This is a genomic window from Rhodobaculum claviforme (assembly GCF_016653255.1).
Taxonomy (GTDB): domain Bacteria; phylum Pseudomonadota; class Alphaproteobacteria; order Rhodobacterales; family Rhodobacteraceae; genus Rhodobaculum; species Rhodobaculum claviforme.
On sequence record NZ_NHSD01000324.1, the window covers coordinates 1 to 24,788 of the forward strand.

The following is a 24,788-nucleotide window of genomic DNA, read 5'->3' on the forward strand; positions in this document are numbered from 1 at the left end:
GGGGCGTTTGCCTCGGGGGTGGTGGATTTCCACCTGACCAACCCGATCGCGCGCGCCTCGCAGCTGATGGCGGAGTTGAGCGCGCAGGCGCGGGCGCGCAACGCCCCGCCGATGGCGGCGGAGTGATCGCGGTCCCACGCGCCGCTATGGCGTTGCGGGCCACATGCGGTATTGAGGGGTCCGGGGTTCCGGTTTTGGCGCGTAAATTGCGCACGAAGGTATACAACGGGACTGGAAACCTCCGCCCGGATGCTGTTTACACCGGCGGCATGGGCGGGGGGGGCTAGGACCTCGCCCCAGACGGGCGGGGGCCGCGGTCCGGGCGCTTGGGAGGCTGAGGCGAGGCATGGCTGATTTTCTCGAAACGGGGACGGGGATCGCGCTGGTGATCCTGGCACAGAGCCTGCTGGTGCTGGGCTTCGTGATGATCTCGTTGCTGTTCCTGGTCTATGCCGACCGCAAGGTTTGGGCGGCGGTGCAGCTGCGGCGCGGGCCCAACGTGGTCGGCCCCTTCGGCATCCTGCAGACCGTGGCCGACGCGCTGAAATACGTGGTCAAGGAGGTGGTGATTCCCGCCGGTGTCGACCGGCCGGTGTACTTCCTTGCGCCGCTGATCTCGTTCGTGCTGGCGGTGATGGCGTGGGCGGTGATTCCGTTCAACGAGCGCTGGGTGCTGTCGGACATCAACGTGGCGATCCTGTTCGTCTTCGCCGTCTCCTCGCTGGAGGTGTACGGCGTCATCATGGGCGGCTGGGCGTCGAACTCGAAATACGCCTTCCTCGGCTCGCTGCGCTCGGCCGCGCAGATGATCAGCTACGAGGTGTCGCTGGGCCTCATCATCATCGGGGTGATCATTTCCACCGGCTCGATGAACTTTGGCGCGATCGTGGCGGCGCAGGACGGCGCCTACGGGATCTTCTCGTGGTACTGGCTGCCGCATTTCCCGATGGTGGTGCTGTTCTTCATCTCGGCGCTGGCGGAAACCAACCGGCCGCCGTTCGACCTGCCGGAGGCGGAGTCCGAACTCGTGGCGGGGTTCATGGTGGAATACTCCTCCACGCCGTTCCTGCTGTTCCTGGCGGGGGAATACATCGCGATCCTGCTGATGTGCGCGCTGATGAGCCTGCTGTTCTTCGGCGGCTGGCTGTCGCCCATTCCCGGGCTGCCGGACGGGGCGTTCTGGTTCGTGGCCAAGATGGCGGTGTTCTTCTTCATGTTCGCGATGGTGAAGGCGATCGTGCCGCGCTACCGCTATGACCAGCTGATGCGCATCGGCTGGAAGGTGTTCCTTCCGCTGAGCCTGACGTGGGTCGTGATCGTGGCCTTTCTGGCCAAGTTCGAGCTGTTCGGCGGGGCCTATGCCCGCTGGGCCGTGGGGGGCTGAGGATGCAGCCCGCCGACCGCCGAGGGAGAGACGCGATGCAAGCCGCAAGCCAGCCGTCCGCGCAGCACCGCAAGGGCGACGACCTCGCCGCCCTGCGCGCCGAGGTCCGCGCGCTGCACGCCATCCTGCCGGGGCTGGGCGCATCCGCGACCTGCCGCACCGACACCCAGAAGGGAGGCTGACATGGGCATCGATATGGGCCGCGCCATCCGCTATTTCCTGCTGGCGGACTTCATCAAGGGCTTCGGTCTGGGGCTGCGGTATTTCGTGGCGCCCAAGCAGACGCTGGACTATCCGCACGAGAAGGGGCCCCTCAGCCCGCGCTTCCGGGGTGAGCACGTCCTGCGCCGCTATCCCAGCGGCGAGGAGCGCTGCATCGCGTGCAAGCTGTGCGAGGCGATCTGCCCTGCCCAGGCCATCACCATCGACGCCGAGGCGCGCGAGGACGGCTCTCGCAGGACCACGCGCTACGACATCGACATGACCAAATGCATCTACTGCGGCTTCTGCCAGGAGGCGTGCCCGGTGGACGCCATCGTGGAGGGTCCGAACTTCGAGTTCGCCACCGAAACCCGCGAGGAGCTGTTCTACAACAAGCAGAAGCTTCTGGAGAACGGCGACCGCTGGGAAGCCGAAATCGCCCGCAACCTCGAGATCGACGCGCCCTACCGCTGAGCGCGCAACCAGGGAGCCGCCCCGATGGGAGTGCCCGAGCTTGCCTTCTACGGCTTTGCCGTGACCATGATCGCCGCCGCCCTTCTGGTGGTGGTGTCGCGCAACCCCGTGCACTCGGTGCTGTGGCTGATCCTGGCGTTCCTGTCGTCAGCGGGGCTGTTCATCCTGCTGGGGGCGGAGTTCCTCGCGCTGCTGCTGGCGATCGTCTATGTGGGCGCGGTGGCGGTGCTGTTCCTGTTCGTGGTGATGATGCTGGACGTGGACTTCGCCAGCCTGAAGGCGAACATGTCCAAATACTTCCCGCTGGCGGCGCTGATCGGGGTGGTGCTGCTGATGCAGCTGGCGCTGGCCTATGGCGCCTGGACCTCGGCGCCCGAGGCGCGCAGCCTGCGCGACGCGCCGATGCCCACGGCCGAGGGCATGCACAACACCAAGGCGCTGGGGATGCTGCTGTACGATCAGTACTTCCTGCTGTTCCAGACGGCGGGGCTGATCCTTCTGGTGGCGCTGATCGGGGCGATCGTGCTGACGCTGCGCCACCGCGAGGGGATCAAGCGGCAGGATCCGATGCGCCAGATGGCGCGCGACCCGGCCAAGGCGATGGAACTCAAGGACGTGAAGCCGGGCCAGGGCCTGAGCTGAGACCGGGACAACGGACGGCCCGCAGAGGCCGGGGGGACACATGATCGGGATCGAGCACTATCTGGTGGCCGCGGCGGCACTGTTCGTCATCGGCGTCTTCGGGATCTTCCTCAACCGCAAGAACATCATCGTCATCCTGATGTCGGTGGAGCTGATCCTGCTGTCGGCCAACATCAACCTGGTGGCGTTCTCGGCCTATCTGGGCGACCTCGGGGGGCAGATCTTCTCGCTGTTCATCCTGACGGTGGCGGCGGCCGAGGCGGCGATCGGTCTGGCGATCCTGGTGTGCTACCACCGCAACCGCGGCACCATCCAGGTCGAAGACGTCAACGTGCTGAGGGGCTGAGGGCATGGCGCAGATCATCCTGTTCGCGCCGCTGATCGGCGCGCTTCTGGCGGGTTTCGGCTGGAAGATCATGGGCGAGCGGCCCGCGCAGATCGTGGCGACCGCGCTGGTGGGGCTGGCGGCGCTGTTGTCCTGGGTCATCTTCCTGACCTTCGACGGCGAGGGGCGCACCATCCAGATCCTGCGCTGGATCGACGTGGGCACGCTGTCGTCGGACTGGGCAATCCGGCTCGACCGGTTGACGGCGGTGATGCTGGTGGTGGTCACGACGGTGTCCGCGCTCGTGCACCTCTATTCCTTCGGCTACATGGCGCATGACGACAACTGGCGCGAGGGCGAGCCGTACCGCGCGCGCTTCTTTGCCTATCTGTCGTTCTTCACCTTCGCGATGCTGATGCTGGTGACGGCCGACAACCTGCTGCAGCTGTTCTTCGGCTGGGAGGGGGTGGGCGTCGCGTCCTATCTGCTGATCGGGTTCTACTACCGCAAGCCTTCGGCCAATGCCGCCGCCATCAAGGCGTTCGTCGTCAACCGGGTGGGCGACTTCGGGCTGCTGCTGGGGCTGGCCACGATCTTCTTCCTCGTGGACTCGATCCAGTTCGACGTGATCTTCGCCGAAAGGGAGGCGCTGTCGCAGACCACCGTGCGGTTCCTGTGGACCGACTGGAACGCCGCCAACCTGATCGCCTTCCTTCTGTTCGTGGGCGCCATGGGCAAGTCGGCGCAGCTGTTCCTGCACACCTGGCTGCCGGACGCGATGGAGGGGCCGACGCCGGTGTCGGCGCTGATCCACGCCGCCACCATGGTCACCGCGGGCGTGTTCCTCGTGGTGCGCATGTCGCCCATCATGGAGTACGCGCCGGAGGCGATGATGTTCGTCACCGCCATCGGTGCCGCGACGGCGTTCTTTGCCGCGACCGTGGGTCTGGTGCAGAACGACATCAAGCGGGTGATCGCCTATTCCACCTGTTCGCAGCTGGGCTTCATGTTCGTGGCCGCGGGGGTGGGCGTCTATTCGGTGGCGATGTTCCACCTGTTCACGCATGCCTTCTTCAAGGCGATGCTCTTCCTCGGCGCGGGCTCGATCATCCACGGGATGCACCACGAACAGGACATGCGGAACTATGGCGGGCTGCGCCACAAGTTCCCCTGGACCTTCCGGGCCATGCTGATCGGCACGCTGGCCATCACCGGGGTGGGGATCCCGCTGACCGGCATCGGCTTCGCCGGGTTCATCTCCAAGGACGCGATCATCGAGAGCGCCTATGCCGGCGGCCCGACGGTGGTGTTCTGGACGCTGGTGGTGGGCGCCGCGATGACCTCGTTCTACAGCTGGCGGCTGATGTTCATGACCTTCTGGGGCGCGCCGCGCGGGGACGCCAAGACGCATGCCCATGCGCATGAAAGCCCCAACGTCATGCTGATCCCGCTGGGGGTGCTGGCGGTGGGCTCGGTGTTTGCGGGCATGATCTGGTACGGGCCGTTCTTCGGCTCCATCGCCGAGGTCAACGCCTGGTTCGCGGGCTCGATCTTCATGGCGCCGGACAACACGGTGCTGGACGACGCGCATTACGTCCCGGCCTGGGTGAAGGTGTCGCCGTTCGTCGCGATGCTGGGCGGGCTGGGGCTTGCGTGGGTGTTCTACATCCAGAAGCCCGACCTGCCGGGGCGCCTCGCGCAGCAGCAGCGGTGGCTCTATCTGTTCCTGCTCAACAAATGGTACTTCGACGAGCTGTACGAGATGATCTTCGTGCGCCCGGCCAAGGCGCTGGGACGGTTCCTGTGGAAAAAGGGCGACGGCGCGGTGATCGACGGCGGCATCAACGGGCTGGCGCTGGGGATCGTGCCGTTCTTCAGCCGCCTCTCGGTGCGGGCGCAGACCGGCTACATCTTCCACTACGCGCTGGCGATGGTGGTGGGGATCCTGGCGCTGGTCTTCTACGTGATGCTCGTGACGGGGACGAACTGAGATGACGAGCCTTCTGTCCATCATCACCTTCACGCCGCTGGTTGCGGGCCTGATCCTCGCGGCCTTCCTGCGCGGCGAGGACGCCGACGCGCAGCGCAACGCCAAGTGGCTGGCGCTGATCGCCACCTCGGCCACCTTCGTGGTGTCGCTGATCCTGCTGTTCCAGTTCGACCGCACCGACCCCGGCTTTCAGTTCGTCGAGGAGCGGGAGTGGATCTTCGGGCTGACCTACAAGCTGGGCGTCGACGGCATCTCGGTTCTGTTCGTGATGCTGACGACCTTCCTGATGCCCATCACCATCGCGGCCTGCTGGGGCGTGACGCACCGGGTCAAGGAATACATGGTCGCCTTCCTGGTGCTGGAGACGCTGATGATCGGCGTCTTCGTGGCGCTGGACCTGGTGCTATTCTACCTGTTCTTCGAGGCGGGCCTGATCCCGATGTTCCTGATCATCGGAATCTGGGGCGGCAAGGAGCGGATCTACGCGGCGTTCAAGTTCTTCCTCTACACCTTCCTCGGCTCGGTGCTGATGCTGGTGGCGATGATCGCCATGTATGTCGACGCGGGCACCACCGATATCGTGCGCTTGCTGGAGCATGAGTTCAGCGCGGCCACGATCCAGGTCGCGGGCTGGCAGGTCGTGGGCGGGTTGCAGACGCTGCTGTTCCTGGCGTTCCTTGCGTCCTTCGCGGTGAAGATGCCGATGTGGCCGGTGCACACCTGGCTGCCGGATGCGCATGTGCAGGCGCCGACGGCCGGGTCGGTGGTGCTGGCCGCCGTGCTGCTGAAGCTGGGCGGCTACGGCTTCATCCGGTTTTCCTTGCCGATGTTCCCGGTGGCCTCGGACATGCTTGCGCCGCTGGTGCTGTGGCTGTCGGCCATCGCCATCGTCTACACCTCCCTGGTCGCGCTGATGCAGGAGGACATGAAGAAGCTGATCGCGTACTCCTCGGTGGCGCATATGGGCTTTGTGACCATGGGGATCTTCGCGGCCAACCAGCAGGGCGTGGACGGGGCGATCTTCCAGATGATTTCGCACGGGTTCATCTCGGGCGCGCTGTTTCTGTGCGTGGGGGTGATCTACGACCGGATGCACACGCGCGAGATCGCGGCCTATGGCGGGTTGGTGAACCGGATGCCGGCCTATGCCGCCGTGTTCCTGCTGTTCACCATGGCCAATGTGGGCCTGCCGGGGACCAGCGGGTTCGTGGGCGAGTTCCTGACGATCATGGGCGTGTTCCAGGTCAACACCTGGGTGGCGTTCGTGGCCGCGACCGGCGTGATCCTGTCGGCGGGCTATGCGCTGTGGCTCTATCGGCGGGTGGTGTTCGGCGATCTGATCAAGGCCAGCCTCAAGACCATCACCGACATGGACCGGCGGGAAAAGGCGATCTTTGCCCCGCTCGTGGCCATGACGATCCTGCTGGGGATCTATCCCAGCCTCGTGACCGACATCACCGGCCCTGCCGTGGCAGTGCTGGTTTCCGACATGCAGACGGCGGTGGCGGCGTTCGACCCCGCCACCCGTCTGGCCGAGCAATGAGGGCGCCCGCATGACCCCCGCCGACCTTATGACCGCGCTGCCGGAGATCGCACTTGCCGCCTGGGCGGTGGGGGCGTTGCTGGTGGGGGCGTGGTTCGGGCAGGACCGGATCGCGGCGCCCATCATGTGGGGCACGGCCGCGCTGTTCCTCGTGATGGCGATGTGGGTGGGGCTGTCGCCCGCCGGCAGCCGGATGGCGTTCAACGGGCTGTTCATCAATGACGCCTTTGCGCGCTTTGCCAAGATCGTGATCCTGGCCTCGGCGGCGGCCGTGATGGTGATGGGGCAGGACTATCTGACCAAGCGTGACCTGATGCGGTTCGAGTATCCGATCCTCATCACGCTGGCGACGCTGGGGATGCTGCTGATGGTGTCGGCCTCCGACCTCATCGCGCTCTACATGGGGTTGGAGCTTCAGTCGCTGGCGCTTTACGTCATCGCCGCGATGCGCCGCGACAGCGTCAAGTCGACCGAGGCGGGGCTGAAATACTTCATCCTCGGCTCGCTGGCGTCGGGCACGCTGCTGTATGGCGCGTCGATCACCTATGGCTATGCGGGCACGACGCAGTTCGCGGGGATCCTGTCCACCATCGCCGACGGCGACATGCCGCTGGGGCTGCTGGTGGGGCTGGTGTTCCTGCTGGCGGGGCTGGCGTTCAAGATCTCGGCGGTGCCGTTCCACATGTGGACCCCCGATGTGTACGAGGGCGCGCCGACCCCGGTCACGGCGTTCTTTGCCACCGCGCCCAAGGTGGCGGCGGTGATCCTGCTGACGCGGCTGGTGCATGACGCATTTGGCAGCGTGCCGGGCGACTGGGGACAGATCGTGGCGTTCCTTGCGGTGGCCTCGATGTTCCTCGGCTCCATCACGGCGCTGGCGCAGAGCGACATCAAGCGGCTGATGGCGTATTCGTCGATCGCGCACATGGGCTTTGCGATGGTCGGGCTGGCGGCGGGCACGGCGATCGGCGTGCAGGCGACGATGGTCTACATGGCGATCTATGTGGTGATGAACATCGGCACCTTCGCCTTCATCCTCGGGATGGAGCGGGGCGGGCGCCACATCACCGAGATCGCGAGCCTGAACCTCTATTCGCGTCGCGAGCCGGCCAAGGCGCTGGCGCTGCTGATCTTGATGTTCTCCATGGCCGGGGTGCCGCCGCTGCTGGGCTTCTTCGGCAAGTTCGGGGTGCTGCGCGCGGCCGTGGACGCGGACATGACGTGGCTTGCCATCGCCGGGGTGCTCGCCAGCGTGATCGGGGCGTATTACTACCTCCGCATCGTCTATCTGATGTACTTCGGCGAGGAGGGGGAGCCGCTCGACGGCAAGATGGCCCCGGTGCCGCTGGTTCTGCTGGGTGCCTCGGCGGTGATCATGGTGGTGGGGGTCATCAACCTGTTCGGGATCGAGCCGTTTGCCACCACCGCCGCGACCGCCCTTGTCAACTGACCTGGCCGCCGTTCCGGTCTGGCCGGCCGGCGTCGACCGCATCGTGCTGGCCGAGGCCGCCAGCACCATGGCCGAAGCCGCCGCCCGCGCCCCCGCCCGCCCGACATGGATCCTCGCGCTGCGCCAGACGGCGGGGCGGGGGCGGCGTGGTCGGGTTTGGGTCGATCCTGGTGGAAATTTCGCGGCCACGCTGGCACTGCCGCTGCGGGCGCCCGCCCCGCAGGCGGCCCTTTACAGCTTCGTCGCGGCGCTGGCGTTGCATGATGCGCTGTCGGGACTGGTCGCGCCCGACCGGCTGGCACTGAAATGGCCCAATGACGTGCTGCTGGACGACGGCAAGCTGTCGGGCATCCTGCTGGAGAGCATGGGGCAGGGCGCCGCCGTCACCCGCCTGGCCATCGGCATCGGCGTCAACCTGGCCGCCGCGCCGCCGCCCGAGCCCGAGGCGGTCCCGCCCGTCAGCCTGCTGGGCGCGACCGGGCACACGGTCATGGCCGAGGCGTTCCTCGACCGTCTCGCGCCCGCCTTTGCCGCCCGCCAGGCGCAGTTCCAGGCGGCGGGCTTCGGCCCGATCCGGGCGGAATGGCTTGCGCGCGCGGCGCGGCTGGGCCAGAGGGTGACGGCGCGCACCACGCGCGAGACGCTGTCGGGCGTGTTCGAGACACTGGACCCCGGCGGCGCGCTGGTGCTGGCCACCGCACAGGGCCGCAGGCTTGTTCCCGCGGGCGAGGTGTTCTTCTGACCCGGAGGGGAGTGTGGATGCTTCTGGCCATTGATTGCGGCAACACCAACACCGTCTTTTCGCTCTGGGACGGGACGCAGTTCGTGGCGACATGGCGCACCGCGACCGAGCATCAGCGCACGGCGGACCAGTATTATGTCTGGCTGTCCTCGCTGATGGCCTTGCAGAAGATCGAGGCGACGGTGGACGCCGTCATCATCTCGTCCACCGTGCCGCGGGTGGTGTTCAACCTGCGCGTGCTGTGCAACCGCTATTTCGACTGCCGCCCCCTCGTGGTGGGCAAGCCCGAGTGCCGCCTGCCGGTGGAGGTCCGCGTGGACGCCGGCACCCAGGTCGGCCCGGACCGGCTTGTAAACACCGTTGCGGGACACGATCTCTATGGCGGCGACCTGATCGTGGTGGACTTCGGAACCGCGACAACCTTTGACGTGGTGGCGTCCGACGGGGCCTATGTCGGCGGGGTGATCGCGCCCGGCGTCAACCTGTCGATGGAGGCGCTGCACATGGCGGCCGCCGCCCTGCCGCATGTCGATGTCACCCGCCCCGACACGGTGGTGGGCCGCAATACGGTGGCCTGCATGCAGTCGGGCATCTTCTGGGGCTATGTCGGCCTGGTGGGCGGCATCTGTGCCCGCATCCGCGAGGAACGCGACCGTCCGATGCGTGTCATCGGGACGGGCGGCCTCGCGCCCTTATTTGCCTCTGGCGAGGACCTCTTCGACGCCATCGAGCCCGAGCTGACGATGCACGGGCTGCGCATCATTCACGACTTCAACAAGGATACCCCATGAGCCGCGAACGACTGATCTACCTGCCCCTCGGGGGGGCGGGCGAAGTGGGCATGAATGCCTATGTGTACGGCTACGGTGCCCCCGGCAAGGAACGCCTGATCCTTGTGGATCTGGGGCTGACCTTCCCGACGATGGACAATGCCCCCGGTGTCGATCTGGTGCTGCCGGACGTCAGCTGGCTGGCCGAGAACGCCGACCGGCTGGAGGCAATCTTCATCACCCACGCCCACGAGGACCATGTGGGTGCGCTGGCGCATCTGTGGTCGCGGCTGCGCGCGCCGGTCTATGCCCGCCGCTTCACCGGCCGTCTGGCGCAGATGAAGATGGAGGAGCAGGGCCAGCCCACCGAAAAGGTGCACATCGTCGGCGCCCACCCCGAGGTGGTCGAGGTCGGTCCCTTCAAGGTCTCCTTCGTGCCGATCAGCCATTCGATCCCCGAAACCGCGGCGCTTCTCATCGACACGCCCGCGGGGCGGATCGTGCATGCGGCGGACTTCAAGCTCGACACCGATCCTGTGGTGGGCGAACGGTTCGACGAGGCCGTCTTTGCCCGCATCGGCGATGAGGGCGTGAAGGTGCTGGTGTGCGATTCCACCAATGTCTTCGTGCCCCATGCGGGGCGCTCGGAATCGACCCTCAAGGGGCCGATCACGGAGCTGGTGAAGTCCGCCCCCGGCATGGTGGTGGCGACGACGTTCGCGTCCAACGTGGCGCGGGTGAAGACGCTGGCGCAGGCCGGGCATGACGCGGGCCGGCAGGTCTGCCTGCTGGGCCGGGCGATGCAGCGCATGATCGGCGTCGCACAGGAGACCGGCATCCTGAGCGACATGCCGCCGCTGATCCCGTCCGAACGCGCGGCGGAAACCCCGGGCGGCGATCTGATGCTGATCGTCACCGGCAGCCAGGGCGAGCGGCGCGCGGCCTCGGCGCAGCTGTCGCGCGGGCGCTACCTGGGGCTTCAGCTGAGGGAGGGCGATCTGTTCCTGTTCTCCTCCAAGACCATTCCGGGCAATGAGCGCGGCGTGCTGGCGATCATCAACGCGTTCTCCGAGATGGGGGTGGATGTGGTGGACGATTCCACCTCGCGCTACCATGTCTCGGGGCACGCCAACCGCCCGGATCTGGAGAGGATCCACGCGCTGCTCAAGCCCGACATGATCCTGCCCAACCACGGCGAGCACCGGATGCTGCGCGCCCATGCCAAGCTTGCGTCCGATGCCGGCATCGCCACCGCGGTGGTGGTCAACGGCACCATGATGGACGTCACCGGCGAGGTCCCGCGCGAGGTCGAACAGGTGGAGGCCGGGCGGCTCTACCTTGATGGCAACGTGATCTACGGGGCGATGGATGGCATCGTGCGCGACCGTCTGCGCATGGCGATGAACGGCCATGTCACCGTCACCCTGATCCTGGAGGAGGACGACACCCTCGGCGATCCGTGGTGCGAGATGCGCGGCCTGGCCGAGCGCGGCCGCTCCCGCGCGCCGCTGGTGGACATGCTGGAGTCGCAGCTGTCGGACTACATCGGGCGCGCCGGCCGCAAGACCCGGGCCGACGACGAGGCGCTGGAGGACGGCCTGCGCCGCGTCGTGCGCCAGCTCTGCATGGAAGAGATCGGCAAGAAGCCCGAGGTCACGGTGGTCATCAGCCGCCTGTCGGACGAATGAGCGGGCGCGTCACGCTGCACCACGGCGATCTGCCCGAGGATCTCGACCTCGGGCCGGTCGTGGCGGTGGACACCGAGACGATGGGCCTCAATCCCCTGCGCGACCGGCTGTGCCTGGTGCAGCTGTCGTCGGGGGACGGCACCGCGCATCTGGTGCAGATCGCGCAGGGCCAGCGCCATGCACCGAACCTTGCGCGGCTGCTGGAGGACCCGGCGCGGCTGAAGCTGTTCCACTTTGCCCGCTTCGACGTGGCGGCGCTGCGTTCGGGGCTGGGGGTGGACACCAGCCCGGTGTGGTGCACCAAGATCGCCTCGAAGCTGGTGCGCACCTACACCGACCGGCACGGGCTGAAGTACCTGCTGTCCGAGCTGTGCGCGGTCGATGTCTCCAAGCAGCAGCAAAGCTCGGACTGGGGGGCGCAGACGCTGAGCGAGGCGCAGCTTGCCTATGCCGCGTCGGATGTGCTCTATCTTCATCGGCTGAAGGCGGCGCTCGAGGGCATGCTGGCCCGCGAGGGGCGCACGGAGATCGCGCAGGCCTGTTTCGACTTCCTGCCGACGCGGGCGGCGCTCGACCTTGGCGGGTGGCCCGAGGTGGACATCTTCGCCCATTGACGGCCGGGCCGGGGCGGGGCCGCGCAAGGGGGACGCAATGGCATACGGCGCCGGGCTTTGGCACAGCCGGACGGTGGCAGGGCTGCGCCTGGTGCTACCGCTGGCCTCGGTCGTGCTGCTGTCCATGCTGTTCCTGCTGTCGCGCGAGATCGACCCCTCGCGCGCGGTCCCGACGGCTGCGGTCGATGCCGAGGATCTTGCGCGCGACCCGCGGATCCTGGCCTCGCGGCTCAGCAGTGTCACCGTGGACGGCACCGAGGTGGAGATGACGGCGGCCACCCTGCGCATCGCCGCCGGCGGGCGCGAACAGACCGAGGCCGAGGACGTCACCGCGCGGCTGACCGCCCCCGATGGTCGCGAAAACCACCTGACGGCGCGGCGTGCGACCGTGGATGGCGCGGCCGAGATGATGACGCTGGCCGGTGCGGTCACCATGACCGACGGTTCGGGCTATACCCTGCGCAGCGAACGGATGCTGATCGCGCTCGACCGCAGTTCGGCTCGCAGCCCCGGCCCGGTGCAGGCCGACGGGCCGCTGGGGCGGATCGATGCCGGCGCGATGGCGCTGACCCTGACGCCGGTGCCCGGCGGCCCCGCCACCCACCAGCTGCGATTCGAGGGCGGCGTGCGCCTGATCCACCAGCCCGAACCCGGAGAGTGACCATGCCCCGCCCCCTTTGCCTGCTGGCCGTGCTGGTGTGCCTCGTGATGCCCGCAAGCCTGACCGCCCAGACCCAGGTCCCCTTTGCCGGGCTGGAGGTCGATCGCGACGACCCCGTGGAGATCGTGGCCGCTGCGCTCGATGTCGACCAGCAGTCCGGCCGTGCGATCTTCACCGGCGAGGTGCTGGTGGCGCAGGGCGCGATGCGGCTGGCGGCGGATCGCCTGCGGGTGGACTATGCCGAGGGGGGCGAGGGGGCGCGCAGCCGGATCTCGTCCATGAACGCGTCGGGCAACGTGATCCTGACCACCCCCGAGGAGGTCGCCGAGGGGGCCGAGGCGGTCTATGATCTCGACAGCGGACAGGTGACGATCAGTGGCGACGTGTTGCTGCTCCAGGGTGGCAATGTTCTGGCGGGCGATCGTCTGGTGATCGACCTTGCCACCGGCACCGGCCGGATGGAGGGACAGGTGCGCACCCTGTTGCAGCCCGGACGCACGCCATGAGCCGGGCCGCGCCCCGTGTGGTCGATGGCGCGGCCGGGTTGCATGTGCGCCATCTGCGCAAGAGCTATCGCAAGCGCCCCGTGATCCGCGACGTCAGCCTCGATCTGGGGCGCGGCGAGGTGGTGGCGCTGCTGGGCCCCAACGGGTCGGGCAAGACGACGTGCTTCTATGCCATTGCCGGCCTGGTGTCGCCCGAGGCCGGGTCCGTTCGACTGGACGGGACCGAGATCGTCGGCCTGCCGATGTACCGCCGTGCGCGCATGGGCATCGGCTATCTGCCGCAGGAGGTGTCGATCTTTCGCGGGTTGAACGTGCAGGACAATATCCTCGCGGTGCTGGAGATCGCCGAGCGGGACCGCCGCCGCCGCCTCGACCGGCTGGAGGAGCTGCTGTCGGAGTTCTCCATCACCCATCTGCGCCGCGCCCCCGCGCTGGCGCTGTCGGGCGGCGAGCGCCGCCGGGTGGAGATCGCGCGCTGCCTTGCCGCCAACCCCAAGTACCTGCTGCTCGATGAGCCCTTTGCCGGGGTGGATCCGATCGCGGTGGGCGACATCCGGGGCCTGGTGTCGGACCTCCGGCGGCGCGGGATCGGCGTGCTGATCACCGACCACAACGTGTCCGCGACGCTGGAAATCGTCGACCGTGCCTATATCCTGCACGACGGCGGCGTGCTGATGTCCGGCACCCCGAGGGAGGTCGTGGGCGATGAGAAGGTCCGCCGCGTCTATCTGGGCGAGGGGTTCCGCCTCGGCTGACGGCGGGGCCGGATGATGGCGCCGCGCCGCACGCCACAGGGGGGGGTGCGCCAGTCCCTTGCGCCCAGGCTGCAGCAGCGCACGACGCTGGCGCCGGCGATGCAGACCGCGCTGACGCTGTTGCGCCTGCCCGCCGCCGAGCTGCACGCCGAGTTGATGCGCGAGGCCGCCGACAACCCCTACATCCGGCTGCGGGGTCCCGCCGCGGGCACCGGGGTGGCCGCCGACAGCGTGGTGGCCCGGCCCAGTGCGCTGGACCGCCTGCGCGCGCAGATCGGTGAGATGCCGCTCGCGCCGCCCGTGCGCGCCGCCGCCGAGCATCTGGCGGCAGAGCTGCGCGAGGACGGCTATCTCGACACCCCGCTGGCCGAGATCGCGGCGGCGCTTGGCGTGCCCGAGGCGCTGCTGGCAGAGGGGCTGTCCGCGCTTCAGGCCTGCGATCCCCCCGGCGTGGGCGCGCGGGGCCTGCCGGAGTGTCTGGCCCTGCAACTGGTCGATCGGGGGCTGGCGCGCGCCACCGCGTCGGCCGTGGTGGCCGATCTCGAAGGTTTCGTCGCCCGCGACTGGCGGCGGCTGGAGGCGGCGCTGGCCCTGCCGCGGCCCGAGCTGGAGCGGATCGCGGCGTGGCTGCCGACGCTGGTGGCCCACCCCCTCGTGCCCGACGCCGCGCAGGAGGCGCCCGCCCTGGTGCCCGATCTGGTCGCCGAGGTCGGGGGCGATGGCGCGGTCTCGGTGCGGCTGGCGGATGCGGGACGGCCGATGCTGCGCCTCGATCCCCGGCTGATGGCCGAGACGCCGGCCACCCCCGAGGCCGCGGCCGCCCGCGCCCGCGCCCAGGCGCTGCTGGCGGGGCTGCGCGCGCGCGGCGCGACGCTGCAGCGCATCGGGACCTGGCTGGTGGCCGCGCAGCCCGAATACCTGGCGCACGGGGCCGAGCATCTGCGCCCGCTGACCCGGCGCGCGGTGGCCGCGGGGCTGGATCTGCACCCGTCCACCGTGGGACGTGCGGTGGCGGGCAAGAGCCTGGCGCTGGACGGCCGCCTGATCCCGCTGTCGACGTTCCTGTCCGCGCCGCTGCCACAATCGGACGGCCCGGCGCTGGCGGGCTTTGCCGTGCGGCGCCGCATCGCGCGGATGATCGCCGCCGAACCCCCCCACGCGCCATTGTCCGACGAGGCCTTGCGGCGCGCGCTGGCGGCCGAGGGAATTGACATCGCCCGGCGAACTGTCGCCAAATACCGGGACTGGATGCGCGTGCCGTCATCGTTCCGGCGCAGGCGTTCGGCACGTCCGCGCGCGACGCCGTCCGGGCGGGGATGATCCCGCAGGATCGGAGGGCCGCGCGCACCCACAACCGGAGGAGGCATCATGGGCACCCAGATCAGCGGAAAGCAGATTGACATCGGCAGCGCCCTTCAGACCCACGTGACCGATGGCCTTGCCGCCGTCATGGAGAAATACGCCCAGACCCCCACCGACGCGACTGTGGTGTTTTCGCGCGATGCCCACATGTATGTCTGCGAGACGCTGGTGCACCTGCCCAGTGGCCTGACCGCCCAGGCGCGCGGCCAGGCCAGCGAGGTCTATGCCGCGTTCGAGGCCTGCCGCGACAAGATGGAAAAGCAGCTGCGCCGTTACAAGCGCCGCCTCAAGGATCACCACAGGGTGCGTTCACAGCCGGTTGAATTCGGCGGCGGCGCCGGATATGTGCTGGCGGGATCCGAGGGCGAGGACACCCCCGAGCCCGAGGGTCTGCAACCCATCATCATTGCTGAAATGGAAATGCGCATCCCCAAGTTGTCTGCCGGCGAAGCTGTCATGCAGATGGAACTGGCCGAATCGCCCGTTCTGGTGTTCCGCAACGAGCGCCACGGGGGTGTGAACGTGGTCTACCGGCGCGATGACGGGAACATCGGCTGGATCGATCCGCAGGAAACCGCCTGACCCCGCTTCCGCTCGCGCCGGGGCGCGGGCAATCGACATAACGGCCGGCATTCCCGACGGGCATGCCGGCCCTGCATCTTTCGGGAGCGCTGCATGCAGATCTCCAGCCTTGTGACACCGGCTGCGATCCGGGTCGTGGGTCATCTGACCAGCAAGAAACGCCTGTTTCAGGATCTGGCCGAGGCCGTGGCTGCGCTGCATGGCGTGGACCCCGGCCACGCCGTGGAGGCGTTGCAGGAGCGCGAAAGCCTCGGCCCGACCGGCGTGGGCCACGGCATCGCGCTGCCGCATGCGCGGGTCAACGGGCTGTCGCGGGTCTGCGGGGTGTTCTTCCGGCTCGAACGGCCGCTGGAGTTCGGCGCGGTGGACCGCCAGCCGGTCGATCTGATCTTTGCGCTGTTCGCCCCGCGCGAGGCCGGGGTCGAGCACCTCAAGGCGCTTGCCCTCGTCAGCCGCACCATGCGGGACGCGGGGCGCTGCGCCAAGCTGCGGGCCAACACCGATCCGGTGACGCTGCATGCCATCCTGACCGAGGGTGAAACGAGCAAGGCCGCCTGATCCCCCCCGGCCCTCCGGGGGGGCGTGCTGCGCCCGGCGGGCCGGGTCGGCGCGGCCGCCCGGTCGGTCAGGCGGCGCTCAGCGCGACCGTGACCTTGTTGCGCCCCGCCGCCTTGGCGGCAAGCAGCGCCGAATCCGCCCGTCCCAGCACACCCGCCACCGGATCGCCCTGCAATCCCGGCCCGCCCGGAGGGGGATCGGCAGGGCCCGTCCCGCCGATGCTCAGCCCGATGGAGACCGTCACGCCCACCGAACCGCCGGGGCCGTCCGGGCCACAGGGCAGCGTCACCGGCTGCGCTTCGACCACGCGGCACAGCCGCTCGGCGGCGGCGCGGGCGGTGGCCAGATGGGCATCGGGCATTGCCACCAGGAACTCCTCGCCGCCGATCCGGGCGACCAGGTCCACGGGCCGCAGGTTGTCAAGCAGCCGCCGCGCGACCTCGGCCAGCACGGCGTCGCCCGCGGCGTGGCCAAAGGTGTCGTTGACCGCCTTGAACCGGTCGAGGTCCAGCACCATCACCGCATAGCTGCGCCCGGTCTGGCGCGCGCGTTCGTCCATCCGTGCCAGATACGGCAGCGCATAGCGGCGGTTGTAGAGCCCCGTCAGCGGGTCCGTCACCGCCATCCGCAGCCCCGAGCGTACGGTGTCGCGCAGCCGGTCGGCGCGGCGCTTGCGCTCCAACTGTGCGGTCAGGCGCAGGGCGGTTTCCTCGGGGTCGAAATCGGCCGGCAGCAGGTCGGCCGCGCCCAGATCCAGCGCCATGGCCGCGGTCGTGTCGGCGCGTGCGCCGTCGGCGGCCGGTGGCAGCACGATGCACACCGCCGCGTGCCGGCTGGGCCCGCGCGAGCGCAGCTCCGACATCAGCCGCAACCCGTCGCCCGAATGCGCCAGGTCGGCGGCGATCAGATATACCTCGGGCGCGGGTCCGGTGGCGGTCAGCGCGGCGGCCGGGCGCAGCATCACCAGCCGGTCGGACACATGCGGCGCCAGCGCCCGGCGCCAGGCCAGCGCGGTATCGGCCTGGGCGGCGATCAGGGCGATGGTGCCCTGGGTGGTGAAGGCCGCGCCGGGTTCGGCCAGCCCGAAGGCGCGGCTGGTCCCGTCGCGCAGGCGCAGCTCCGCCTCGTTCTGGCGGGCGCGCAGCAGGCTGCGCAGCCGCGCCATCAGGATCGTCTCCCGCACCGGCTTGGACAGGAAGTCATCCGCCCCCGCGCGCAACGCATCGCGCCGCGCCGCCCCGTCCCGCGAGGTGGTGACGATGATGACGGGAATGTCGGCGGTGACCGGATCGGCCTTCAGCTGCCGACAGACCTCGATCCCCGACAGATCGGGCAGGTTCATGTCCAGCAGAATCGCATCGGGCCGCCGGCTGCGCGCCAGCGCCAGCGCCGAGGTCCCGTCGCCCGCCTGCAGCGTGTCGTAGCAGGCCGACGCCATCTTGACCTTCATCACGATGCGGTTGGTGGCCACATCGTCGACGATGAGCACGGTGCCAGTCATCGAGACCTCCGGCGGTTGGGCTGGCGCGGGTGCGCCGTACCGATGCGGACCCCCCCGCCGCGGTTCGCCGGGCGATCACGGGCCGCGGCAGGGGTTGCACCGGAGTTGATACAATGTGTTACCAAAGACATTAACAATTCCTTTCAAGCCCGGAGGGGCGGGCGGAGGCGGCGAATGGCTGAGCGGGAAATTGCCGAGACGGTGGCGCTGCGGGCGCTGGCCTGGCTGATGGGTCCGGCGGATCTGGCAGAGACGTTCCTCGGCGCCTCGGGGCTGTCGCCACAGGACCTGCGCCTGCGGGCCACCGAACCCGAGACGCTGGCGGCGGTCCTCGATTTCGTGTTGATGGACGATCAATGGGTGCTGGCGTTCGCCGCGGCCGAGGGGGTGGCGCCGGACCGCGTGGCGCGGGCGCGCGCGGCCCTGCCGGGGGGTGATCTGCCGCACTGGACCTGAGCGTACAGGGGGCGGCATGGGCGACATCCTCGGGGTGATCTTTGACAAGGACGGCACGCTTTATGACTTCGAGGCGACCTGGGGCGCCTGGACGCGCGACCTGATCGCGGCGTTGTCGGACGGGGACGGGGGGCTGGCGGCGCGGCTGGCGGCGGCGATCGGGTTCGATACCGCGCGGGGCTGTTTCGATCCCGCAAGCCCGGTCATCGCAGGCACTTCGGACGAGGCCGCCGACCTGATCGCGCCACTGCTGCCGCAACTGCCGCGCGCGGCGCTGATCGCGCGGATGTCGCAGGCCGCCACCGCCGCGCCGCTGGTCGAGGCCGCGCCGCTGGCGCCGCTGCTGGCGGGGCTGCGCGGGCGCGGCCTGCGGCTGGGGGTGGCCACGAACGACACCGAGGCGTCGGCCCGCGCGCATCTGGCCAGCAGCGGCGTCGGCGCGGCGTTCGATTTCATCGCGGGGTTCGACAGCGGCTACGGCGCCAAGCCCGGCCCGGGGATGTTGCTGGGATTCGCCGATGCGATGGGGCTGGCGCCGGGCGCGGTGGTGATGGTCGGCGACAGCCGCCACGACCTGCTGGCGGGACGCGCGGCGGGCATGCGCACGCTGGGTGTGCTGACCGGCCCCGCGCGGACCGAGGCGCTGGCGCCGCTGGCCGATGCGGTGCTGCCCGACATCGGCCATCTGCCGGGCTGGCTGGACCGACGCGCGGGCTGAGTTGGGGGGGCAGTGCTTGGCGCAGGGCGCGCGCGTGCCTATCTTCGGGACAGCCAAGACAGGAGGGGGCCGATGTCCGACACCGCCAGCCGCGCCGAAGCGGCCCGCAAGAAGATCCTCGAGTCGGGCAACCCCGACCTCATCGGGCGCCTGCATCTGCTGGAGGCGACGGCGGCCTCCGGTCCGGCGCGCCCACAGCCCTCGGGCGGTCCCGGCCTTCTGGGCATGGGGCTGGCGGTGGCCGGGGGCGCGTGGCTGGGCAGTGTGCTTGGCGGGCTGACCCTGTCGGGCGAGATGCAGCGCGCCTTTTCCGAGGTGGCCGAGGGGATGGGCCTCGACCCCGCCGACATCGCGGCGATCGACGCGGCCGACATTGACGCGTCCGGGGACGGGATCTTCGATGATTTCGGCGGGTTCTTCGATCTCTGAGCCGCGCGTGATGCGCGGCGCCGCTCAGTCGGCGGCGACGAAGGCGTCGTCCTCCCACAGCCCCTCCAGCACCTCGCCGGTGGCATAGCGCAGGACGCCGGGGCCGTGGCGCCGCCCGTCGCGGATGCCACCCTCATAGGTGTCGCCGCTGGCATAGCGGAGCTGGCCCGTGCCCTCCATGCGGCCCTCCACCCAGGTGCCGTCGTAGCGAAAGCCGCCGGGAGCCTCCAGCACGCCGGGGCCGTGGGGCAGATCGTCGCGAAACGCGCCGCGATGGACGGTGCCGTCGGGATGGCGGGCCGTGCCCTCGCCGTGGCGGCGCCCGGCGCGCCATTGCCCCTCGTGGCTGGCGCCGTCGGGCATCCGCAGCACGCCGTGCCCGTGCTTCTGCCCCCCGTCGAGGCCACCCTCGTAGACCGCGCCGGAGGCAAAGCGCACGGTGCCCGGCCCGGTGATCGCACCGGCCTGCCATTGCGCCTCGATGACGGTGCCATCGGCGAGGGTCAGGGTGCCCGGCCCGTGCGGCAGGTCATCGCGCCAGACCCCCTCGTGGATCGCGCCGTCGGGGTAGACGGCGCGGGCCTCGCCGTCGACCCGCCCGGCGATCCAGGTGCCGTGCAGGCTCGATCCGTCGGGGGCGGTCATGCGTCCGGGACCGTGGCGCAGGTCCTCGGCAAAGCTGCCTTCGTGGATGGTGCCGTCGGCCAGTGTCAGCACGCCATCGCCGTCGCGCATCCCGGCGCGGAACATGCCGCGGTACGCCTCGCCGGTGGCAAGGCGCTGCATGCCGGGCCCCTCCAGCAGGCCGTCCTGCCAGGTGCCCTCGAACACCTCTCCGGTGGCAAGTGTCAGGATGCCCGGGCCATGGCGCACCCCGTCAAGGATTTCGCCCTCGTAGGTGGCGCCGTCGGCGTGGGTGATGCGGGCGGTCCCGGTCTTGGCGCCGTTGTCCCAGCCCCCCTCATAGCGGTAGGTCCCCGGCCCCTCCATCACGCCGTGTCCGTGGCGCGCCCCGTCCAGGAACCCGCCGGTATAGACGACGCCCGCAGCATCGCGCAGGACCCCCTCTCCGGTCATGGCGCCGTCCTGCCAGGCGCCCTCGTGGACGGCGCCGTCGGCAAACGTCATGCGGCCGCTGCCGTGGGGGCGGCCCTGGCGGAAGCTGCCCTCGAACACCGCGCCGCTGGGGTAGCGGGCGATGCCATGGCCGGTCATCTCTCCGTCGACCCAGTCGCCGGTGTATTCGAACCCGTTGGGCAGCCGGTAGGTGCCCTGGCCATGCTTGAGGCCGTCGCGAAAGCTGCCCTCATAGGTGCCGCCGTCGTCGAACTGGCGGATGTGCACATCGCCCGTCGTCTGCGCCGTCACCCCCGCCGCCAGCACCAGCGCCGAGGTCAGCAGCACGGCCCGACGCGTCCCCGTCCGGCGCCGGGGCGGAGCCCACCGGCGGGGCATGTGGCCGTGGTGTCGGGCGATCATTGCCAAAACCTTTCGCATCCTGTCCGCGGGCGCGCACGGCGGCGTTGTCCGATCGGGTCCCCAGACTAGGTCACGGGGGCCGTCCGCGCAAGCGCGCGGCCCGCTGCGGCGCAGGGCGAACGGTGTCGCGGCGGTGCCGGCCGCCCCACCGCAGCGCACGGCTTTTCCCCGCCGGGCAAGCTGCTAAGGAGGCGGGGGGCGGAGGCGCGCGTCGCCCCCCTGCCGCCCGTTTCCGCGCCGCACCCGACGGAGGTCGCCCGATGCCCGCAGACCCGCGCCGCCTGCGCCTGACGCTCGCCCAGATGAACCCCACCGTGGGGGCGCTGGCGCACAACGCCGCCAAGGCCCGCGCGGCCTGGGAGGAGGGGCGCGCGGCGGGCGCCGACATGGTCGTGCTGCCGGAGATGTTCCTCGTGGGCTACCAGCCGCAGGATCTGGTCCTGCGCCCGGCGTTCCTGCGCGACGCCCGCGCGCATCTGGACCGGCTGGCGGCGGCCTGTGCCGACGGCCCCGCGCTGGGCATCGGGCTGCCGGTGATGCAGGGCGGGCGGCGCCACAACGCCTGGGCCGTGCTGGCGGGCGGGGCCGTGCGGGCGATGATCCTGAAGCATCACCTGCCCAACGAGGATGTGTTCGACGAGCGCCGCCTGTACGCGCCAGGGCCGATCTGCGGGCCCTATGCGGTGGGCCGTGTGCGGCTCGGCTCGCCGATCTGCGAGGACGCCTGGCACCCGGACGTGGCCGAGGCGCTGGCCGAGACGGGGGCGGAGCTGCTGGTGGTGCCCAACGGCTCGCCGTACGCTCGGGGGCGGTATGACGTGCGGTTGGCGCATATGGTCGCGCGGGTGGTCGAGACGGGGCTGCCGCTGGTCTATGTCAACATGGTGGGTGGGCAGGACGACCAGGTGTTCGACGGCGCGTCGTTCGTGCTGAACCCCGGCGGCGGGATGGCCGTGCAGCTTCCGGCCTTCGACGAGGCGGTGGCGCATGTCGACTTCACCGAAACCGCCGATGGCTGGCGGGCCGTGGAGGGGGGGCGCGCGGCGCTGCCCGACACGGTGGAGCAGGACTACCGCGCGATGGTGGAGGGAACGCGCGACTATCTGGGCAAGTCGGGGTTCGGCTCGGTGCTGCTGGGGCTGTCGGGGGGGATCGATTCGGCGCTGGTGGCGGCGATCGCGGTGGATGCGCTGGGCCCGGACAGGGTGCGCGCGGTGCGCCTGCCGTCGCGCTTCACCGCACCCGAGAGCATGGAGGACGCCGAGGCGGTGGCACGCGCGCTGGGTATCCGTCTGGACACCATCCCCATCGAGGGGCCGCGCGCGGCGCTGGAGGCGGTTCTGGCACCGGTGTTCGAGGGGATGGCACCGGACGTGACCGAGGAAAACCTGCAATCGCGCATCCGCGGCACGCTGCTGATGGCGATGTCGAACAAGTTCGGCGCAATGCTGCTGACCACCGGCAACAAGTCCGAGGTCGCGGTGGGATACGCCACGATCTACGGCGACATGAACGGCGGCTACAACCCGATCAAGGACCTGTTGAAGACGCGGGTGTTCGAGACCTGCCGCTGGCGCAATGCGCAGGCGCGGGGCTGGATGAAGGGGCCCGCGGGGGCGGTGATGCCGGAGCGGGTGATCACCAAGCCGCCCTCGGCCGAGCTGGCGCAGGGGCAGCGCGACGAGGACAGCCTGCCGCCCTACGGCGTGCTGGATGCGATCCTGGAGGGGCTGGTGGAGCGCGATGTGGGCGTGGCCGATCTGGTGGCGCAGGGGTTCGATCGCGCGACGGTGGAGCGGGTGGAGGCGCTGGTGCTCACGTCCGAGTGGAAGCGGTTCCAGTCGGCGCCGGGGCCGCGCATCAGTCCGCGGGCGTTCTGGCTGGACCGCCGCTATCCCATGGTCAACCGCTGGCGTGACCGGCCGTAAGGGGTCCGCGGCACCGCCCGGGGTCGCCGCCGTCGGGGGCATCGAGCCCCCTCGGCGGCGGCGCCCCGTTGTGGCGCCACACCCGGATTGCGCATTTCGCGCATGTGACGTCTTCGCACCCTCGTGGGCTTGTTGGCCGAGCCTCGCAGACAAGCCGAAGGCTCGCCGAGGGGAGCAGGTCGTCGCTGCGGGCCCGGTTGGCGAGGATCAGCTTGGCTCTTTCCCCTCTGCCGCTCGCATTATCGCCGGCGTTGTGGGTGGTGGGCGTCGCGGCGATCCCGAACCGGTCAAGGATTCGGTGGATTTGCGATGCATCGTTGGTCGAGATCCGGAGCCGGCCACGGACCGCCGCCAGCGCCTCAGCCATCCGGGAGACGCCAGCGCGGGTGAAGCGGGCCTCGCCGTCATCCCCCTCGGAGCCCGAACGGGGCGGATCGAGAGCGACCAGTGTGTCGGCGCCGTCGTGGCGGCGGATGAATTCGGCGCCGTCGAGGCACTCCCGCGTCACGCCGGCGAGGTGCGTCTGCGCGTCTTTCCGCATCGGCTCCGGCGTGGTCCCGCTGAACCGGTCTTGCGCCAGGTGTCCTTCGCGGTGGTGGGCACCGGCCTGTGCCCGTTCTCCGCCGCGCATGTGCAGCGGCCCTTTCGCCGCCCGCGCGCGCCGGGCGACCTTGTGTTCGGCCGGGTGCGCCGGTCGCGGGTGCTCTCGGCCGACGGCTGGCGCCTGGCCGAGGTTCCACCGGACCCCGACGCCGCCGGCTGGAAGGTGGACCTCGTCGACGGCGGGGCGGCGCGACGGCGGGGCGCATGCTGACGTCGGCCGCGCCGGAGGCTTTGGTCCGGGGGATGGAGCCGACCACCGCCTGGGGCGCCAGGCTGATGTTCCCGCAGCCCCTGAGGGTCCCTGTGTTCGAGATGTCGTCGCGTGTCGGCGGGGGATGGATCCAGTCTCAGCCCTCGCCGCCGTCGATGCCGGCCTGACGCGGGACCCCGGTCAGGCGGTGCGCCCCGCGCAGCGTCCGCGTGGATCGACCCGTCGCCGGGCTGATGGCGGAAGGCCTCGGGCCATTCCGCTGCGTGGCTGATCCTGCACCCCGCCCCGAGGATGGCCCGCCCCTCGGCGATGCGCTGCACCAGAACGGCCACCGCCGGTGACGTCGACTGCCCCGAGCACACCCGCGTCAGCTCGCGCGTCCTTGTGTCGATCAGGCGGGGACCTGACCCGCGTCGGCGCACAGCTGCGCGCAATGCAGGATCGGGCTGCGGCCCTGCGGCGCGAGGGCGCCCGGCGGGTCGACCCTCGACCGGGCGACCGTCTCCGACATCGCCCGGCGCTGTTCCCGTTCGACCGGCTCACGCTCCATCGTCGCCACCAGGTCCTCGACGGCCGGGCGTGGCGATGGCACCGCTCAGGCCCGGTTGCGGCTCCGTGCGATGCAGGTGTCGCCGCCGACGCAGCGGACCGATCGATGTTGAGCGTTCAACACGCGGTTCCGGCGCCCGTGCCCAACCGCCTCTGCGTAGAACATGTCCCGCCACCACCGCTGGCACGGCGTTGCGCGGGCAGGACAGGGGGGCGGCGGGGCAGGGTCGGTGGTGCGATCAGATCTCTGTCAGGTGGCACTCCGGGGCCAGCCGGTCGGTGTCGGCGCGGCTGCACAGCTCGGTGCCCGGGGTCATCACCGCCGCCGCCGCCGCCGCCGTGCCGCGCCGCAGGGCCTGTGCCCAGTCGGGGCCCTGTGCGCTCTCGCCGTCGGCGCCCCCGGCGATTTCCAGCGTGAAGGCGCCCATGAAGCTGTCGCCCGCACCGACCTTGCTGAGAACCTCGACCCTGGGGGGGCGGCAGTGCAGGCGCAGGCCGTCGCGCACCAGCACGTTGCCGTCGGCGCCCCGCGCGATCACCACCGTCCTTGCCACGCCGCGCGCGACCAAGGCCGCGGCGAAATCGGCGGTGTCGGCGGGGGCGGGCAGGGTGCGCCCGGCGACGCCCTCGGCCTCGGCGTCGTCCATGCGCAGCACCGCCGGGGGAT

Annotated in this window: 28 protein-coding genes and 1 pseudogene; 24 read left to right on the forward strand and 5 right to left on the reverse strand. The window is 70.1% G+C overall.

Going from position 1 to position 24,788, the window contains the following annotated elements; all coding sequences use genetic code 11:
• The 19 genes from CCR87_RS15915 to CCR87_RS16005 form a co-directional block, all read left to right on the forward strand.
• On the forward strand, window positions 1-126 hold a 126-nt coding region (locus CCR87_RS15915; RefSeq protein WP_201158527.1), incomplete at its 5' end, for a hypothetical protein.
• A 220-nt stretch (window positions 127-346) separates the two neighbouring features.
• Window positions 347-1,384 (forward strand): NADH-quinone oxidoreductase subunit NuoH, encoded by a 1,038-nt coding sequence (gene nuoH / locus CCR87_RS15920; protein WP_201158528.1) that lies wholly within the window; start codon window positions 347-349, stop codon window positions 1,382-1,384.
• 35 nt (window positions 1,385-1,419) lie between these two features.
• Window positions 1,420-1,566, forward strand: coding sequence for a hypothetical protein (locus tag CCR87_RS15925; RefSeq protein WP_201158529.1), 147 nt, complete (start codon window positions 1,420-1,422; stop codon window positions 1,564-1,566).
• Window position 1,567: 1 nt separating this feature from the next.
• A complete protein-coding gene (gene nuoI, locus CCR87_RS15930; RefSeq protein ID WP_201158530.1) occupies window positions 1,568-2,059 on the forward strand; it encodes an NADH-quinone oxidoreductase subunit NuoI in 492 nt (163 codons plus the stop codon).
• A gap of 24 nt (window positions 2,060-2,083) precedes the next feature.
• On the forward strand, window positions 2,084-2,701 hold the full coding sequence (locus CCR87_RS15935; protein ID WP_201158531.1) for an NADH-quinone oxidoreductase subunit J: 618 nt from the start codon (window positions 2,084-2,086) through the stop codon (window positions 2,699-2,701).
• A 40-nt stretch (window positions 2,702-2,741) separates the two neighbouring features.
• Window positions 2,742-3,047, forward strand: a complete 306-nt coding sequence (gene nuoK, locus CCR87_RS15940) for an NADH-quinone oxidoreductase subunit NuoK (RefSeq protein ID WP_201158532.1) — start codon at window positions 2,742-2,744, stop codon at window positions 3,045-3,047.
• Between the two features lie 4 nt (window positions 3,048-3,051).
• Complete coding sequence (nuoL, locus tag CCR87_RS15945) at window positions 3,052-5,016, forward strand: NADH-quinone oxidoreductase subunit L (protein WP_201158533.1); 1,965 nt, start codon at window positions 3,052-3,054, stop codon at window positions 5,014-5,016.
• 1 nt (window position 5,017) lies between these two features.
• Window positions 5,018-6,559 carry an NADH-quinone oxidoreductase subunit M gene (locus CCR87_RS15950; protein ID WP_201158534.1) on the forward strand — a complete coding sequence of 514 codons (1,542 nt, stop codon included), beginning with the start codon at window positions 5,018-5,020 and terminating at the stop codon, window positions 6,557-6,559.
• A 10-nt stretch (window positions 6,560-6,569) separates the two neighbouring features.
• On the forward strand, window positions 6,570-8,009 hold the full coding sequence (nuoN, locus tag CCR87_RS15955; protein WP_201158535.1) for an NADH-quinone oxidoreductase subunit NuoN: 1,440 nt from the start codon (window positions 6,570-6,572) through the stop codon (window positions 8,007-8,009).
• A 67-nt stretch (window positions 8,010-8,076) separates the two neighbouring features.
• Window positions 8,077-8,751 (forward strand): biotin--[acetyl-CoA-carboxylase] ligase, encoded by a 675-nt coding sequence (locus tag CCR87_RS15960; protein WP_201158553.1) that lies wholly within the window; start codon window positions 8,077-8,079, stop codon window positions 8,749-8,751.
• Window positions 8,752-8,768: 17 nt separating this feature from the next.
• The gene (locus CCR87_RS15965; protein ID WP_201158536.1) at window positions 8,769-9,542 is read left to right on the forward strand and encodes a type III pantothenate kinase; all 774 of its coding nucleotides are present in this window, start codon (window positions 8,769-8,771) and stop codon (window positions 9,540-9,542) included.
• A complete protein-coding gene (locus tag CCR87_RS15970; protein WP_201158537.1) occupies window positions 9,539-11,209 on the forward strand; it encodes a ribonuclease J in 1,671 nt (556 codons plus the stop codon). The genes CCR87_RS15965 and CCR87_RS15970 overlap by 4 nt, the downstream gene beginning before the upstream one ends.
• On the forward strand, window positions 11,206-11,823 hold the full coding sequence (locus CCR87_RS15975) for a ribonuclease D (protein WP_201158538.1): 618 nt from the start codon (window positions 11,206-11,208) through the stop codon (window positions 11,821-11,823). Before CCR87_RS15970 ends, CCR87_RS15975 begins: the two co-directional genes overlap by 4 nt.
• A 37-nt stretch (window positions 11,824-11,860) precedes the next feature.
• Entirely contained in the window at window positions 11,861-12,484 is a 624-nt protein-coding gene (lptC, locus tag CCR87_RS15980; protein ID WP_207186672.1) for an LPS export ABC transporter periplasmic protein LptC, read from the forward strand.
• A 2-nt stretch (window positions 12,485-12,486) separates the two neighbouring features.
• The gene (locus CCR87_RS15985; protein WP_201158540.1) at window positions 12,487-12,990 is read left to right on the forward strand and encodes an LptA/OstA family protein; all 504 of its coding nucleotides are present in this window, start codon (window positions 12,487-12,489) and stop codon (window positions 12,988-12,990) included.
• The gene (gene lptB / locus CCR87_RS15990; protein WP_201158541.1) at window positions 12,987-13,745 is read left to right on the forward strand and encodes an LPS export ABC transporter ATP-binding protein; all 759 of its coding nucleotides are present in this window, start codon (window positions 12,987-12,989) and stop codon (window positions 13,743-13,745) included. Before CCR87_RS15985 ends, lptB begins: the two co-directional genes overlap by 4 nt.
• Before the next feature lie 15 nt (window positions 13,746-13,760).
• A complete protein-coding gene (locus tag CCR87_RS15995) occupies window positions 13,761-15,065 on the forward strand; it encodes an RNA polymerase factor sigma-54 (RefSeq protein ID WP_207186673.1) in 1,305 nt (434 codons plus the stop codon).
• 48 nt (window positions 15,066-15,113) lie between these two features.
• The gene (gene hpf, locus CCR87_RS16000) at window positions 15,114-15,689 is read left to right on the forward strand and encodes a ribosome hibernation-promoting factor, HPF/YfiA family (protein ID WP_201158543.1); all 576 of its coding nucleotides are present in this window, start codon (window positions 15,114-15,116) and stop codon (window positions 15,687-15,689) included.
• 93 nt (window positions 15,690-15,782) lie between these two features.
• Entirely contained in the window at window positions 15,783-16,247 is a 465-nt protein-coding gene (locus CCR87_RS16005) for a PTS sugar transporter subunit IIA (protein WP_201158544.1), read from the forward strand.
• Window positions 16,248-16,314: 67 nt separating this feature from the next.
• Here CCR87_RS16005 and CCR87_RS16010 read toward each other — a convergent pair whose 3' ends face one another.
• The gene (locus CCR87_RS16010) at window positions 16,315-17,748 is read right to left on the reverse strand and encodes a diguanylate cyclase (RefSeq protein WP_201158545.1); all 1,434 of its coding nucleotides are present in this window, start codon (window positions 17,746-17,748) and stop codon (window positions 16,315-16,317) included.
• A gap of 174 nt (window positions 17,749-17,922) precedes the next feature.
• On the opposite strand from CCR87_RS16010, the gene CCR87_RS16015 reads away from it, so the two are divergent.
• The 3 genes from CCR87_RS16015 (at window position 17,923) to CCR87_RS16025 (ending at window position 19,351) form a co-directional block, all read left to right on the forward strand.
• Window positions 17,923-18,204, forward strand: coding sequence for a DUF3572 domain-containing protein (locus CCR87_RS16015; RefSeq protein WP_201158546.1), 282 nt, complete (start codon window positions 17,923-17,925; stop codon window positions 18,202-18,204).
• A 16-nt stretch (window positions 18,205-18,220) separates the two neighbouring features.
• Window positions 18,221-18,922 carry an HAD family hydrolase gene (locus CCR87_RS16020; RefSeq protein WP_201158547.1) on the forward strand — a complete coding sequence of 234 codons (702 nt, stop codon included), beginning with the start codon at window positions 18,221-18,223 and terminating at the stop codon, window positions 18,920-18,922.
• A gap of 72 nt (window positions 18,923-18,994) precedes the next feature.
• Window positions 18,995-19,351 carry a hypothetical protein gene (locus CCR87_RS16025; RefSeq protein ID WP_201158548.1) on the forward strand — a complete coding sequence of 119 codons (357 nt, stop codon included), beginning with the start codon at window positions 18,995-18,997 and terminating at the stop codon, window positions 19,349-19,351.
• A 24-nt stretch (window positions 19,352-19,375) separates the two neighbouring features.
• Here CCR87_RS16025 and CCR87_RS16030 read toward each other — a convergent pair whose 3' ends face one another.
• A complete protein-coding gene (locus CCR87_RS16030; protein WP_201158549.1) occupies window positions 19,376-20,755 on the reverse strand; it encodes an MORN repeat-containing protein in 1,380 nt (459 codons plus the stop codon).
• A gap of 335 nt (window positions 20,756-21,090) precedes the next feature.
• Between CCR87_RS16030 and CCR87_RS16035 the strand changes: the two genes are divergently transcribed.
• Window positions 21,091-22,758 (forward strand): NAD+ synthase, encoded by a 1,668-nt coding sequence (locus CCR87_RS16035; RefSeq protein ID WP_201158550.1) that lies wholly within the window; start codon window positions 21,091-21,093, stop codon window positions 22,756-22,758.
• A gap of 298 nt (window positions 22,759-23,056) precedes the next feature.
• Window positions 23,057-23,572 carry a hypothetical protein gene (locus CCR87_RS17390; protein WP_242512068.1) on the forward strand — a complete coding sequence of 172 codons (516 nt, stop codon included), beginning with the start codon at window positions 23,057-23,059 and terminating at the stop codon, window positions 23,570-23,572.
• A gap of 275 nt (window positions 23,573-23,847) precedes the next feature.
• On the opposite strand, the pseudogene CCR87_RS17765 reads toward CCR87_RS17390, so the two are convergent.
• The 3 genes and pseudogenes from CCR87_RS17765 to CCR87_RS16050 all read right to left on the reverse strand — a co-directional run.
• Window positions 23,848-23,994, reverse strand: a pseudogene (locus CCR87_RS17765) (hypothetical protein); the annotation flags it as partial.
• Window positions 23,964-24,164 (reverse strand): hypothetical protein, encoded by a 201-nt coding sequence (locus CCR87_RS16045; protein WP_201158552.1) that lies wholly within the window; start codon window positions 24,162-24,164, stop codon window positions 23,964-23,966. The gene CCR87_RS16045 and the pseudogene CCR87_RS17765, both read right to left, overlap by 31 nt.
• 196 nt (window positions 24,165-24,360) lie before the next feature.
• The coding region (locus CCR87_RS16050) for a PfkB family carbohydrate kinase (RefSeq protein WP_242512069.1) at window positions 24,361-24,788 on the reverse strand (428 nt) is incomplete at its 5' end.

Bases quoted from the DNA above. Each gene is read 5' to 3' on its own strand.
- nuoN (WP_201158535.1), top strand. From the start codon at position 6,570: ATGACCCCCGCCGACCTTATGACCGCGCTGCCGGAGATCGCACTTGCC.
- hpf (WP_201158543.1), top strand. From the start codon at position 15,114: ATGGGCACCCAGATCAGCGGAAAGCAGATTGACATCGGCAGCGCCCTT.
- CCR87_RS16010 (WP_201158545.1), bottom strand. From the start codon at position 17,748: ATGACTGGCACCGTGCTCATCGTCGACGATGTGGCCACCAACCGCATC.
- CCR87_RS15935 (WP_201158531.1), top strand. From the start codon at position 2,084: ATGGGAGTGCCCGAGCTTGCCTTCTACGGCTTTGCCGTGACCATGATC.
- CCR87_RS15965 (WP_201158536.1), top strand. From the start codon at position 8,769: ATGCTTCTGGCCATTGATTGCGGCAACACCAACACCGTCTTTTCGCTC.
- CCR87_RS15950 (WP_201158534.1), top strand. From the start codon at position 5,018: ATGACGAGCCTTCTGTCCATCATCACCTTCACGCCGCTGGTTGCGGGC.
- nuoI (WP_201158530.1), top strand. From the start codon at position 1,568: ATGGGCATCGATATGGGCCGCGCCATCCGCTATTTCCTGCTGGCGGAC.
- nuoK (WP_201158532.1), top strand. From the start codon at position 2,742: ATGATCGGGATCGAGCACTATCTGGTGGCCGCGGCGGCACTGTTCGTC.
- nuoL (WP_201158533.1), top strand. From the start codon at position 3,052: ATGGCGCAGATCATCCTGTTCGCGCCGCTGATCGGCGCGCTTCTGGCG.
- CCR87_RS15970 (WP_201158537.1), top strand. From the start codon at position 9,539: ATGAGCCGCGAACGACTGATCTACCTGCCCCTCGGGGGGGCGGGCGAA.
- CCR87_RS15960 (WP_201158553.1), top strand. From the start codon at position 8,077: ATGGCCGAAGCCGCCGCCCGCGCCCCCGCCCGCCCGACATGGATCCTC.
- CCR87_RS16020 (WP_201158547.1), top strand. From the start codon at position 18,221: ATGGGCGACATCCTCGGGGTGATCTTTGACAAGGACGGCACGCTTTAT.
- CCR87_RS16005 (WP_201158544.1), top strand. From the start codon at position 15,783: ATGCAGATCTCCAGCCTTGTGACACCGGCTGCGATCCGGGTCGTGGGT.
- nuoH (WP_201158528.1), top strand. From the start codon at position 347: ATGGCTGATTTTCTCGAAACGGGGACGGGGATCGCGCTGGTGATCCTG.
- lptB (WP_201158541.1), top strand. From the start codon at position 12,987: ATGAGCCGGGCCGCGCCCCGTGTGGTCGATGGCGCGGCCGGGTTGCAT.
- CCR87_RS15995 (WP_207186673.1), top strand. From the start codon at position 13,761: ATGGCGCCGCGCCGCACGCCACAGGGGGGGGTGCGCCAGTCCCTTGCG.
- CCR87_RS15975 (WP_201158538.1), top strand. From the start codon at position 11,206: ATGAGCGGGCGCGTCACGCTGCACCACGGCGATCTGCCCGAGGATCTC.
- CCR87_RS15925 (WP_201158529.1), top strand. From the start codon at position 1,420: ATGCAAGCCGCAAGCCAGCCGTCCGCGCAGCACCGCAAGGGCGACGAC.
- CCR87_RS15985 (WP_201158540.1), top strand. From the start codon at position 12,487: ATGCCCCGCCCCCTTTGCCTGCTGGCCGTGCTGGTGTGCCTCGTGATG.
- CCR87_RS16035 (WP_201158550.1), top strand. From the start codon at position 21,091: ATGCCCGCAGACCCGCGCCGCCTGCGCCTGACGCTCGCCCAGATGAAC.
- lptC (WP_207186672.1), top strand. From the start codon at position 11,861: ATGGCATACGGCGCCGGGCTTTGGCACAGCCGGACGGTGGCAGGGCTG.
- CCR87_RS16015 (WP_201158546.1), top strand. From the start codon at position 17,923: ATGGCTGAGCGGGAAATTGCCGAGACGGTGGCGCTGCGGGCGCTGGCC.
- CCR87_RS16025 (WP_201158548.1), top strand. From the start codon at position 18,995: ATGTCCGACACCGCCAGCCGCGCCGAAGCGGCCCGCAAGAAGATCCTC.